This is a genomic window from Arthrobacter sp. BG3 (assembly GCF_056680185.1).
In genome coordinates this window covers 637780-650224 of the sequence record NZ_CM155270.1, presented here as the reverse complement: position 1 = coordinate 650224, position 12445 = coordinate 637780, and the positions used below count along the sequence as shown (strand labels likewise).

Genomic DNA, 12445 nt, shown 5'->3' with positions numbered 1-12445 from the left:
CGGGGCGCCGGCGCGGCTCGCGGCGTCGGGGGCTGCCCTCCCGCAGATATACTGGGGAGCGTGCTTTCTGGACTGGTAATAGTGGACAAGCCGCAAGGCTGGACCAGCCACGATGTGGTTGGACGGATGCGGCGGCTCGCCGGTACCCGAAAGGTCGGCCATGCCGGGACGCTGGACCCCATGGCCACGGGCGTCCTGGTGGTCGGCATCAACAAGGCCACCCGGCTGCTGACGTACATCGTGGGCACCTCCAAGACCTACACGGCCACCATCCGCCTGGGTGAATCGACGGTCACCGACGACGCCGAAGGCGAGGTCACCGCCACGCACAGCGCCGCCGCGGTTACCGAAGCAGCGGTCCGGTCCGGCGTCGAAGCCCTGACCGGTGAGATCGAACAGGTCCCCAGCAGCGTCAGCGCCATCAAGGTCAACGGGGAACGCGCCTACGCTCGGGTCCGGTCCGGCGAAGAGGTCACGCTGGCCGCCCGACCGGTCACCATCCACCGCTTTGAGGTCCACGGGATCCGTCCGGTGCGCGACGGCGAGGCGCTCGACGTCGAAGTCACGGTGGAATGCTCCTCCGGCACCTACATCCGGGCCCTGGCCCGTGACCTCGGCAATGCGCTCGGCGTCGGCGGCCACCTGACGGCGCTCCGCCGCACCCAGGTGGGCCCCTACACGCTGGACCAGGCCCACACCCTTGAAGAGCTGGCCGAAGAGCTGGACGTGCTGGAAATGTCCCAGGCCGCCCGGGCCCTCATGCCCAACCGTGAACTCAGCGACGAGGAAACCACCGAGATTTCATTCGGCCGCAGAATCGCCGCAGGTGCGGCCGCCGGGACTCCCGGCGCGGCCACGCCGGAGCAGCCGGCCGCGGCCTTCGCCCCCGACGGGACCCTTGTGGCCCTGCTCGCTGACAAGGGAAGCTACGCCAAACCGGTGCTGGTCTTCGCACCCGACAACGAGAAGCACCCGCCCAAGCAGCCGACGGCCGAACAGCAGGCCGGGCAGTAGTGGACGCGTACTTCTACATCATCCTGGTGGTCGGCCTGGTCTCGAGCCTTATCTGCCTGACCGCCGGCATCCTCAAGAAGGCCCCGAACGACACGACCATCCTCTCGGTCGCCGCCGTCGAACTGTCCCTCCTGGTGTACCTGGTCGGTTCGATCATCCGGGTCGCGGGCGGGGAACACATCGCCGGGGAGCCGTGGGAGTTCTGGGGCTACCTGTTGACCGCCCTGCTGCTGCCGGTCGGCGCGGTGTACTGGGCGATCCTGGAACGCACCCGCTGGAGCAACTTCGTGCTGGCCGCCGTCGGCGTCACCGCACTGGTGATGGCGGCCCGAATGAATCAGATTTGGTACTGACGTGGAAGAGGCAAAGAACGTGACAGCGAAACCTTCGCACGAGGGCACTGGAACTACGCCAGGCACAGAACCGGCCCCGGCGGCGAAAGACACCCGCAACACCGGCCCCGGGCGGCTGCTGATCGCGGTCTACGCGGTCTTTGCCATTTCGGCGACAGCCCGGGCGGGATACCAGATCCTGACCAAGTTCTCCGAAGCACCCTTGGCCTACCTGCTCTCGGCGTTTGCCGCCCTCGTCTACCTGGTGGCGACAGTGTCCCTCGCGAAGCCCGGCCGCACCTGGTTCAAGGTGTCCGTTGTGGCGGTGCTCGTGGAACTGGTCGGCGTGCTGGTGGTCGGTGCGCTCAGCGTGTTCGACTCGGTCAACTTCCCGCATGAGACCGTGTGGTCCCTGTTTGGCCGCGGGTACGCGTTCATCCCGCTGCTGTTGCCGATCCTGGGCCTCATCTGGCTGTACCGCCGCCGTCCCGCGCCGCAGGCCTAAGCGTCCTACCTGGGAGTGCCGGGAGTTTCGGCGCCGCTGTCCGTGCCGGCGTCGAGCCCCAGCAGCCTGCGCCGGAGGACCGGCCACGCCGCTCCGAAACCCGGATGCAGCTCCTTGTCGCCGACGAGTTCGACCGGCACCCACTGCAGTTCCAGGCTTTCCGGGTCGCTGATCTCCGGCTCGAACGCCTCTAAAACCTCGACGACGACGGTGGTGTACGTCCAGTAGCCGACGTCGAACACCGAGGTGAACAGCACCCGGATGTTCTCCGGCGGGACGGCAGCTTCTTCCTTGGCCTCGCGCATAGCCCCGTGGACCGCTTCTTCACCCTGGTGGAGGGCCCCGCCCGGCAGGCCCCAGGTGCCTCCCTTGTCGCTCCACAGGGCGCGGTGCTGGAGCAGGACGCCCTTGGCCGGGTCGTGAACCAGCAGCCCGGCCGAGCCAAAGCGCCCCCAGAACCGTCCGCGGTCGCCCTCAACCCAGGCATCCCCTGGATCGCGCGGCCCGAGAGGGCGTCGCAGTTCGAACGGGAGCTCGGTGGAGTGTGCATCGCCGGGCCGCGGGGTTTGGGGGCCAGCCGGGCCGGATGCCGGGGCAACAGTGCTGTCCATGCCCTCAGTTTCCCACGGACCGTGCTGGTACCTGCCGAAATGTGACCCCCGGACCTGCGGTGAGCCACCCGTAAGGGCGCCTCCGCATCGGCTCCAAAATAACGAACCGAAAAGTGTCACAGCCCCTCACTAGTGTGGAGTCATGGAAGCCATCGGAGATTTCATCCCGGTACAGGCCACCCGGCCTGGCACCGGAGTTGTCTCTGGATTCCCCCGGCCGGCGCCCGCTCCACACGAGACGGATGACGCGGGATGTGCCCTGGATGGGGCTCTGGCACTGCTGCGCTCTTCAAACGGGACGGCAATGGCTGATTCCGCGCTGTACGGAGTGACCGAAGCCTCGGATTTCGCCGGCCGTGTGGAGGAGCTGTCCCGCCTGGCCGACTACCTGCAGCTGGTGGCCGCGGCGGCGGTCGAACGGACCCGAAGCGAGGCGGCAGCCGGAGCGAAGGCTACAGCCGCGAAGTTTGGCTCCAGGGCCCCTGCCGGCTGGTTGACCGGCTGGAACGTTGAGGCGAGCGCGCCCGCAGGTCTCCCGTCGGCTTCCACCGGGACGGAACCGGGAGCCGTGGAACCTTCGCCGGGATGGATGGATGACGGGTACCGGAACACCACGGAGTTCCTGCGGGCGCGGCTAAGGATCAGCGCCGCGGAAGCCCGGCGCCGGCTGGCCCTGGCCGCAGACATTCTGCCGTCCACAGGCATGTCGGGCCAGCCACTGCCGGCCGCGAAAGAAATACTCGCGGCCGCCGTCGCCTCCGGCGACGTCGCATCGCGGGCAGCGACCATCATCAGCCTTTCCCTGGACCGGGTCCGGCACGTGTGTCCACCCGAGGCAGCAGTCCGGATGGAGCAGGCCCTCACACTGACTGCGGTCGAGAACGACCAGGACTTCCTGACCAGGATCGCCAGGCGCTGGACGGATGCCCTGGACCAGGACGGCGAGGAACCCGGCGAGCAGGAATTGCGCCAGCGCCAGGGGGCTTTCATACGGCAGGCACGCCGTGGACTGCATCATGTGGAAATCTTCGCCACGACAGACCAGTTCGAACACTTGATCACCGTTATGAACGTTGCCACAAACCCGCGGACCGGAGCCGCAACACCTCCCGACGACGAGGCGGAGGGTGCCGGCATTACCGGGTCCGATGCCGCCGTCGGCGGTGATGCGGAGGACACCGCTGCGGCGGCGCGGCTGGACCAGCGCACCCGGCCGCAGCGGCTCCTCGACGGCCTCGTCGGAGCGTGCAAATCGGCCCTCGCTGCCGGAGACCTCCCGGCCGCGGGAGGGCTGCGCCCGCAGGTGATGGTCACGATTGACTATCGCAACCTGCTGGAACGGCTCGGCGGCGCTGAGGCGGAGACACCCGGTCCGGAGTCCAACGCGGGGGCTTTGATGTTTACCGGCCCCGTCACGGCCTCGACCGTGCGCAAGATCGCGTGCGACGCCGACATCATCCCCATCCTGCTGGGAAGCCAGGGCCGTATCCTCGACATCGGCCGCGCCTCGCGGGTTTTCCCGCCGCATATCCGCAAAGCCATCACGGCGCGGGACCGGGGCTGCGCCTTTCCCCAGTGCACCATTCCGGCGTCCTGGTGCGAGGCCCACCACATCAACTACTGGTCCCGTGGCGGGAGCACCGGAACCGGCAATGGTGCCTTGCTCTGCTCCCATCACCACGGCCTGATCCACAAGGAGCAGTGGACCGTCCAGCTCAGGGGCGGCGTTCCCTGGTTCATACCGCCACCACACCTCGATCCGCGCCAGGTGCCGCGACGAAACCGCTACTTCCGGCTCGAATGAGCCCGACACTGCCGCCTTGAGCGAGGCTGCGGCGCCGGGATCCATCAGTCCTCCGGATCAGCGGTCCTGTGCGGGGGTGCGGGGCCTGGACTATCCGCGCTGGCTCTCGCTGGCCCGGTTGGTACGGCGGGCCCTGCGGCGGCCCTGACGCGGGAACCCGCCTGCAACGGCAACCGGGAAACCGTGACCCGGCTCTTCGTCCATGGCTCGATCATCCGGTGGCATTTACGCTCGTTCACACGGAAGCGGGCGGTGATGCGCAGCCTCCAGGCGGACCCCGGGATGCCGGCTACGATCCTGTTCCGCCGTCCCCTGGAGCTGAACGCCTGGCTCGCGCAGCTGCCCCCACGTCCGCACGGGCCGAAAGCCTCTGAACACGACGGACCGCGGCTACGCTGGAGGCATGGCTGGGCTCAAGGCTCCTCGAGAGCTGCGGAAGGCTGAACGCGCTTCCCTGCTGCGCGCCGTGAAGGCATTCCACACCTTCGCCTGGTTCACGATTGAGGCCTGCATGGTCTACGTCCTGTATGCCGGTGCCCGCGGCCGCACCGACCGGCGGGTGGGCCTGGCCGCCGGCGTCGTGACCGCTGAAACCCTGGTCTTTGCCGCCAACGGCTTTCACTGCCCGCTCACCGCCGTGGCCACGGACCTGGGTGACGAGACAGGCTCCGTCACCGATATCTACCTGCCGCGGTGGTTTGCGAAGAACCTCCCCGGCATCCACGTTCCACTGATCCTGGCCGCCGTCCTGCTGCACTGGCGGAACCACCGTGCAGCAGGACGGCAGCCGGGTGGTTGAGCAGCGGCGTTGTGCGTCGCTGATCTTGCCGCTGAAGGCGTCGACCACCGTGTTCGTCCCCGCCTTGATGGCCGGTGCCCCCTGGGGGAGCCCCGCGGTGCTGCCGCCGGCCGGTGTGGCTGCCAGCCCCGACACCCCATGAACTGTGCCTACTTTTTGCCGAACAGACCGCCCAGGATTCCGCCCAGTCCGCCGGTGCCGCCGTCTTCATTGTTCTGTTCTTCCGGCTGGCCCGCCGGGAGGTCGACGTCGATCAGCTCCCCGGGGCGCGGCGCATCGCCGGCGGGCTGGCCCTGCGGGTGGGTGTGTGGTTCCAGTGCCGGGTCCTGCCTGGTGTCCGGAACAGCGGCCTGCGACGACGGCTGGCCACCGCCGAACAGTCCGCCCAGCAGATCGCCTAGCCCGCCCATCCCGCCACTGCCTGAGCCGGCGCCCGCGCCGCCGGCAACACCGCCAAGGATCCCGCCCAGAATTCCGCCAAGGTCAATGCCGCCGGCCTGTCCGGACCCGCCCGCCCCGCCTGCGCTGCCGGCCCCGGAGGACTGTCCGCGTCCCCCGAGGACCTTGCTGGCAAGGTAGGACATGACGATCGGGGCCAGGATCGGCAGCAGCTTCCTGACCAGGTCCCCACCCACGCCACCGAGTTGTGGGGTCCCGGCCAGTTGCCTGGCCACCTGGTCCTGCTGCCCGCCGAAGACGTGGCTCACGATCTTCTCACCGTCCGCGGTGTCCACCTGCGAGGCATCGACCCCGCCCTCCAACAGCCCGTCCCGGTGCTGGCTGAGCGCTGACTCCAGCGATGCGGCGCCGTCGGCGGCCTGTGCGTTGTTGTGCATGCCGGCCAGCAGCGTCGGCACGGCGGCCTCCACTGCAGCCTGCGCCGTCTGCCGGTCGGTGCCGAGCATTCCGGCAATCTGGTCTACCGGGATCTGGCTCAGGATGTCTTGGAGCTCGGTCATGGGGTACTCCTTCAGCCGCACTTAGTGCAGGCCTCGCTGGAAACGGCGCCCGCGCAGACGCCGCAGGACTGTTGCCCTTGCATCGTAGTCCGGGCCCCCGGAACGGGAAAGGACGCCGGCCGGGACAGGGCAGTGCCGTCGGAAGCCCGCGGAGTTTGCGGGTAATCTAGGAGAGTTCCGGAGCCGGCAGGTGTCTCCGGAGGAGCACATGGCAGGAAGCAAAAGGCGAGGTTGATGGTCCACATCTGGAACGATCCGTCCGAAGTCCCGGCGGACTTCGGTCCTTCCGTCGTTACCTTCGGCAATTTCGACGGTGTGCACCGCGGCCATCAGCAGGTGCTCTCGCAGCTCATCCGCGTCGCCCGCCTGAACCACGCCCGGGCCGTCGCCATCACCTTCGACCCGCATCCGGCGCAGGTCCACCGCCCCGAATCCGCCCCTGAACTGATCATGGGCTTGGAAGACAAGCTGGTGGCGCTCGGTGAGCTGGGCCTCGACGCCGTGCTCGTGATGAAGTACTCCCTGGAGCTGGCCAGCCTCACCCCCGAAGAATTCGTCGCCAACGTCCTGGTCGGCAGCCTGAAGGCGAGCCACGTCGTGATCGGCCACGATGCCAGGTTCGGCCGGAACAACTCCGGAGACCTGGAGACCATGCAGGAACTCGGCAGGAAGCTCGGCTTCGAGGTGCTGGTCATCAGCGAGTTCGGCTCGGAAGGCTTTCCGCTGCACGGCGAAGAACACGGTGGCGTTCACGATGAAGGCCACGGCGGCATGCACGAGGGCGACGACGGCAGGGACCGCCGCTGCTCCTCCACCTGGGTGCGCGAGGCACTGCGGGAGGGCGACGTCGCCACCGCGGCAGCCGTCCTGGGGCGGTCGCACCGGATGCGTGGTGAGGTGGTCCACGGCGCCGCTCGTGGCCGCGACCTCGGCTTCCCCACCGCCAACCTCGCCTCCGACGCCAGCGGCTACATCCCGGCGGACGGCATCTACGCCGGCTGGCTCGTGGACCAGGCAGGCACACGCTGGCCCGCCGCCATTTCCGTCGGCTCCAACCCCACGTTCGACGGCGTCAGCCGGCAGGTGGAGGCACACGTGATCGACCGGCCGGACGAGGCCGTCGAGGACTTCGATCTGTACGGCCAGACAGTAGTGGTGGAATTCGTCGCCCGGCTGCGGGGGATGGTGGCGTACCGTGGCCCTGAAGCGTTGGTGGACCAGATGCGCCTGGACGTGGTCCAGGCCCACAACATTCTGTACGCGCACTGACCCGCCGCGCCGTTGGGCAAGGAAGGCATAGAGACGTGATGATTGAGAAAAATACCCGGGAGCTGGACAAGGATATTGTCCGGGACTTCAGCTCAAAGATGAGCTACGCGTCCTACCTGCAGCTGCCGACGCTCCTGAGCGCCCAGCAGCCGGTCAGCGCCCCCGAGCACCACGACGAGATGCTGTTCATCATCCAGCACCAGACCACCGAACTGTGGCTCAAACTGGTCCTGCACGAGCTCCGCAGCGCCGCCGCGTGGCTGCGCTCCGATGACCTCGGCTCCGCGTTGAAGGCGATCGCCCGGGTCAAGCACATCCAGAAAACCCTGACCGAGCAGTGGTCCGTGCTGGCCACCCTCACGCCCACCGAGTACTCGCAGTTCCGCGGTTTCCTGGGCAACTCCTCCGGATTCCAGTCCAGCCAGTACCGCGCGGTCGAATTCCTGCTGGGCAACAAAAACCGCAAGATGCTGCCAGTGTTCGAATCCGATCCCGAGGCGCACGCGATGCTGCTGGAGATTCTCGAATCCCCGAGCATCTACGACGACTTCCTGGCCTACCTCAAACGGCAGGGGTTCGACGTTCCCGCCTCGCTGCTCGAGCGGGACGTCACCCGGGCGCATGAGTTCTGCGCCGACCTCGTCCCGGTCTTCAAGTACATCTACGAGAACGCGGCGGACAACTGGGGCGCCTACGAGGCCTGCGAGGAACTCGTGGACCTTGAGGACAACTTCCAGCTTTGGCGCTTCCGGCACCTGCGCACGGTGCAGCGCACCATTGGCATGAAGTCCGGCACCGGCGGCTCCAGCGGCGCGGCCTTCCTGCAGAAGGCGCTGGAACTGACATTCTTCCCGGAGCTGTTCGCCGTCCGGACGGAGATCGGCCAGTGAGCGCCCGTCAGCCGGAAACGGCGGGCCCCGCGGCACAGGCCACCGCCGGCAACGACACAGCCCTGCTGCAGCGAGCCCGCGACCTGGACGCTGCCGACCCGCTGGCCGCCTACCGCGGCCACTTCATCGGAACAGACACGGACCTGTCCTACCTGGACGGCAACTCCCTGGGCCGCCCGCTCAAGCGCACGGTCACCGACATCAGCAGCTTCATCCAGGACAGCTGGGGCGGCCGGCTGATCCGTGGCTGGGACGAGGAATGGCTGGAACTCCCGCAGTCCATCGGTGACCAGCTCGGCCGCGCCGTGCTCGGCGCCGGTCCGGGGCAGACCATCATCGCCGACTCCACCACGGTGGTTCTGTACAAGCTCATCCGGGCTGCGCTGGCCGCGGTCACCGACCCGGCACGCACCGAAATCGTGCTGGACACGGACAATTTCCCTACCGACCGCTACCTCGTCGAGGGCATCGCCCGCGAAGAAGGACTGACGCTGCGCTGGATCGACGCCGATCCCTCCTCCGGCGTGACCGTAGGGCAGGTGCGCGCCGCCACCGGCCCGGCCACCGCCGTCGTGGTCCTGAGCCAGATCGCCTACCGCTCCGGGTTCCTCGCGGACCTGCCGGGCATCACCGCTGCCGTGCACGACGCCGGCGCGCTGGTGGTGTGGGACCTGTGCCATTCCGCCGGTTCGGTGGAGATCGCACTGGATGCCGCCGGCGTCGACTTCGCCGCCGGCTGCACCTACAAGTACCTCAACGGGGGACCGGGCTCGCCCGCCTTCGCGTACGTCAACATCCGGCACCTGCCGGGACTTCAGCAGCCGATCTGGGGCTGGATGGGACGCAAGGACGCCTTCGAAATGGGGCCGGGCTATGAGGCCGCCGCCGGAATCCGCGGCTTCCTCAGCGGCACCCCGGCGATCTTCGGGATGCTCGCCATGCGCGGCACCCTGGACCTGCTCGAGGAAGTGGGCATGGCCGCCGTCCGGGAGAAGTCCCGGATGCTGACCGGGTTCGCCGTCGAACTCCACGATGCCTGGCTCGCCCCGGCGGGTGTGGAACTTTCGACGCCGCGGGACCCGGAGCTCCGCGGCAGCCACATCACGGTGGACCACCCGGCCTTCCGGGAGATGACCGCGGCGCTCTGGGAGCAGGACGTCATTCCGGATTTCCGGGCGCCGCAGGGCATCCGGATCGGGCTCTCACCGCTGAGCACTTCCTTCACCGAGCTCTACCGCGGCATGGCCGCCATCCGCGAACGGCTGGCGGGGGACCCTTCCAGACAGCCCCGGGACCAGCCGTTTCGACAAGATTAGCGGCGTGCCGGTAAACTAAACGTTGGATCCGGCTGCAGTCCGTGGCGGCTGGTTCTTGTTGCGTACGGGAAACTCCCTCTTCGGAGGCGGAATACCGGCGCGGCACCCCCGGCAGTGAGTTACTGACTCGGGCCTCACGGCACATCTCTAGGAGTTATCGTGGCACTTGAAGCCGCTGTAAAGCAGTCCATCATCAAGGATTTCGCAACGTCCGAGGGTGACACCGGTTCGCCGGAGGTCCAGGTTGCAGTCCTGACTCAGCGGATCAAGGATCTCACTGAGCACATGAAGGTGCACAAGCACGATTACCACACCCAGCGCGGTCTGCTGGCCATGGTCGGTCGTCGCAAGCGCATGCTGACCTACCTCAAGAACACTGACATCACCCGCTACCGTGCGCTCATCGAGCGTCTCGGCCTGCGCCGCTAGTCAGCTTTAAGGGGCGGCCCCTTCCGCGACGGAAAGGGCCGCCCTTCTTCAAACAAAACTCAACAGGAGGATCAACCGCATCACGCATTCGCGGTCTTCGGTAGTGATCTCCGGGAACGGCTTCAAGGGATGAAGCCCAGGCCCGTGGGTCTCGATCGATGACCGGGTGCAGTGCAGTCCAGCAGACAGATGCTGGGCTGGGTTGATGCGGCTGGACTCCGTGAACCATGAAACGGAGGTGACTCTCTATGGAGGGTCCCGAAATCCAGTTCTCAGAAGCAGTCATTGACAATGGCCGTTTCGGCAAGCGTGTAATCCGCTTTGAAACCGGCCGCCTTGCCAAGCAGGCAGCCGGCGCAGCGATGGTCTACCTCGACGAAGAGACCGCGCTGCTGTCCGCCACCACCGCCGGCAAGCACCCGCGTGAAGGTTTCGACTTCTTCCCGCTGACTGTCGACGTCGAAGAGCGCATGTACGCCGCCGGCCGCATCCCGGGTTCGTTCTTCCGCCGCGAAGGCCGCCCGTCCACGGAAGCCATCCTGGCCTGCCGCCTGATGGACCGCCCGCTGCGTCCGACCTTCGTCAAGGGCCTGCGCAACGAAGTCCAGATCGTCGTAACTGTGCTGTCCATCAACCCGGACGAGCTCTACGACGTCGTGGCGATCAACGCTTCCTCGATGTCCACCCAGCTCTCCGGCCTGCCCTTCTCCGGCCCGATCGGCGGCGTCCGCGTTGCCCTCATCGCCGACGAGCACGGCTCGCAGTGGGTTGCGTTCCCGAAGCACTCCCAGCTCGAGAACGCCGTCTTCAACATGGTCGTTGCCGGCCGTGTCAAGGACGATGACGTCGCCATCATGATGGTTGAAGCCGAAGCCACGGACAACTCCTGGAACCTCATCAAGGAGCAGGGCGCCACCGCCCCGACCGAAGAGGTCGTTTCGGAAGGCCTCGAGGCCGCCAAGCCGTTCATCAAGGCCCTCTGCGACGCCCAGTCGGACCTGGCGGCACGCGCCGCCAAGCCGACCGTCGAGTTCCCGGTCTTCCTGGACTACCAGGACGACGTCTACGCCGCTGTGGAATCCGCTGCCGCCGAGAAGCTGGCCGCTGTCTTCCAGATCGCCGACAAGCAGGAACGCGACACCGCATCGGATGAGCTCAAGGACGAGGTCACCTCTTCCCTGGCCGGCCAGTTCGAAGGCCGCGAGAAGGAGCTGTCCGCAGCCTTCCGCTCCGTCACCAAGCACGTTGTGCGCCAGCGCATCCTCACGGAACAGATCCGCATCGACGGCCGCGGCCTGACGGATATCCGCCAGCTCACCGCCGAGGTTGAGGTTCTGCCCCGCGTCCACGGTTCGGCCATCTTCGAACGCGGCGAGACCCAGATCATGGGTGTCACCACGCTGAACATGCTCAAGATGGAACAGCAGATCGACTCGCTGTCTCCCGTGACGCGCAAGCGCTACATGCACAACTACAACTTCCCGCCGTACTCCACCGGCGAGACCGGCCGCGTCGGTTCCCCGAAGCGCCGCGAAATCGGCCACGGTGCCCTCGCTGAGCGCGCCATCATGCCCGTGCTGCCGTCCCGCGAGGAATTCCCCTACGCCATCCGCCAGGTGTCTGAGGCTCTCAGCTCCAACGGTTCGACGTCGATGGGTTCCGTCTGCGCCTCCACGCTGTCCCTGCTCAACGCAGGTGTGCCGCTGAAGGCTGCTGTTGCCGGCATCGCCATGGGCCTGGTCTCCGACCAGGTTGACGGCCAGACCCGCTACGCCGCCCTGACCGATATCCTCGGCGCCGAAGATGCTTTCGGTGACATGGACTTCAAGGTCGCCGGTACCGCTGAGTTCGTCACGGCCATCCAGCTGGACACGAAGCTCGACGGCATCCCGGCCTCCGTCCTGGCAGCCGCCCTGAAGCAGGCCCGCGAAGCCCGCCTGCACATCCTGGACGTCCTGAACTCCGCGATCGACACCCCGGACGAGCTCTCCGAGTTCGCGCCGCGCGTCATCGCGGTCAAGATCCCGGTAGACAAGATCGGCGAGGTCATCGGCCCGAAGGGCAAGATGATCAACCAGATCCAGGAAGACACCGGAGCCGACATCTCGATCGAGGATGACGGCACGGTCTACATCGGCGCCACGAACGGTCCGTCTGCCGACGCAGCACGGTCCGCGATCAACGCCATCGCCAACCCGCAGATCCCGGAAATCGGCGAGCGCTACCTGGGCACGGTCGTCAAGACCACCACCTTCGGCGCCTTCGTTTCCCTGACTCCGGGCAAGGACGGTCTGCTGCACATCTCCGAGCTGCGCAAGATCGCCGGTGGCAAGCGCGTGGACAACGTCGATGACGTCGTCTCCGTCGGCCAGAAGATCCAGGTGGAAATCACCAAGATCGATGACCGCGGCAAGCTCTCCCTGTCTCCCGTTGTGGCTGACGAGGCAGGGACTGGGAACTCAGAGAACCCGGACAACGCTGAGGTCTCCCTGGAGTCCGCAGAGTAGTCTTTCCAAA

General features: G+C 67.1%; 12 protein-coding genes. 10 read left to right on the top strand and 2 right to left on the bottom strand.

Features of this window, described 5'->3' with window-relative positions:
- Positions 1-60: 60 nt before the first annotated feature.
- The 3 genes from truB to AC1MFL_RS02950 are packed head-to-tail and all read left to right on the top strand — an operon-like array spanning position 61 to position 1851.
- Complete coding sequence (gene truB / locus AC1MFL_RS02960) at positions 61-1014, top strand: tRNA pseudouridine(55) synthase TruB (protein ID WP_479813337.1); 954 nt, start codon at positions 61-63, stop codon at positions 1012-1014.
- Positions 1014-1367 (top strand): hypothetical protein, encoded by a 354-nt coding sequence (locus AC1MFL_RS02955; protein ID WP_479813335.1) that lies wholly within the window; start codon positions 1014-1016, stop codon positions 1365-1367. Before truB ends, AC1MFL_RS02955 begins: the two co-directional genes overlap by 1 nt.
- A 19-nt stretch (positions 1368-1386) precedes the next feature.
- Positions 1387-1851 (top strand): hypothetical protein, encoded by a 465-nt coding sequence (locus AC1MFL_RS02950; protein ID WP_479813334.1) that lies wholly within the window; start codon positions 1387-1389, stop codon positions 1849-1851.
- A gap of 5 nt (positions 1852-1856) precedes the next feature.
- On the opposite strand, the gene AC1MFL_RS02945 is transcribed toward AC1MFL_RS02950, so the two are convergent.
- Positions 1857-2462, bottom strand: a complete 606-nt coding sequence (locus AC1MFL_RS02945; RefSeq protein WP_479813332.1) for an NUDIX domain-containing protein — start codon at positions 2460-2462, stop codon at positions 1857-1859.
- Between the two features lie 304 nt (positions 2463-2766).
- Between AC1MFL_RS02945 and AC1MFL_RS02940 the strand changes: the two genes are divergently transcribed.
- Both AC1MFL_RS02940 and AC1MFL_RS02935 read left to right on the top strand, forming a co-directional pair.
- Positions 2767-4266, top strand: a complete 1500-nt coding sequence (locus tag AC1MFL_RS02940) for an HNH endonuclease signature motif containing protein (protein ID WP_479813330.1) — start codon at positions 2767-2769, stop codon at positions 4264-4266.
- 403 nt (positions 4267-4669) lie between these two features.
- Positions 4670-5065: a hypothetical protein gene (locus tag AC1MFL_RS02935; RefSeq protein ID WP_479813328.1), complete on the top strand. Its 396-nt coding sequence runs from the start codon at positions 4670-4672 to the stop codon at positions 5063-5065.
- Positions 5066-5214: 149 nt separating this feature from the next.
- Here AC1MFL_RS02935 and AC1MFL_RS02930 read toward each other — a convergent pair whose 3' ends face one another.
- Positions 5215-6024 carry a DUF937 domain-containing protein gene (locus tag AC1MFL_RS02930; RefSeq protein WP_479813326.1) on the bottom strand — a complete coding sequence of 270 codons (810 nt, stop codon included), beginning with the start codon at positions 6022-6024 and terminating at the stop codon, positions 5215-5217.
- 234 nt (positions 6025-6258) lie between these two features.
- On the opposite strand from AC1MFL_RS02930, the gene AC1MFL_RS02925 reads away from it, so the two are divergent.
- The 5 genes from AC1MFL_RS02925 (at position 6259) to AC1MFL_RS02905 (ending at position 12435) form a co-directional block, all read left to right on the top strand.
- Entirely contained in the window at positions 6259-7293 is a 1035-nt protein-coding gene (locus AC1MFL_RS02925) for a bifunctional riboflavin kinase/FAD synthetase (protein ID WP_479813324.1), read from the top strand.
- A 35-nt stretch (positions 7294-7328) separates the two neighbouring features.
- The gene (kynA, locus tag AC1MFL_RS02920; protein ID WP_479813322.1) at positions 7329-8183 is read left to right on the top strand and encodes a tryptophan 2,3-dioxygenase; all 855 of its coding nucleotides are present in this window, start codon (positions 7329-7331) and stop codon (positions 8181-8183) included.
- 62 nt (positions 8184-8245) lie between these two features.
- Positions 8246-9499, top strand: coding sequence for a kynureninase (locus AC1MFL_RS02915; protein ID WP_479815281.1), 1254 nt, complete (start codon positions 8246-8248; stop codon positions 9497-9499).
- Positions 9500-9658: 159 nt separating this feature from the next.
- Positions 9659-9928 carry a 30S ribosomal protein S15 gene (gene rpsO / locus AC1MFL_RS02910; RefSeq protein ID WP_226760651.1) on the top strand — a complete coding sequence of 90 codons (270 nt, stop codon included), beginning with the start codon at positions 9659-9661 and terminating at the stop codon, positions 9926-9928.
- A gap of 248 nt (positions 9929-10176) precedes the next feature.
- Positions 10177-12435, top strand: coding sequence for a polyribonucleotide nucleotidyltransferase (locus AC1MFL_RS02905; RefSeq protein WP_479813320.1), 2259 nt, complete (start codon positions 10177-10179; stop codon positions 12433-12435).
- The last annotated feature ends 10 nt before the right edge of the window (positions 12436-12445 follow it).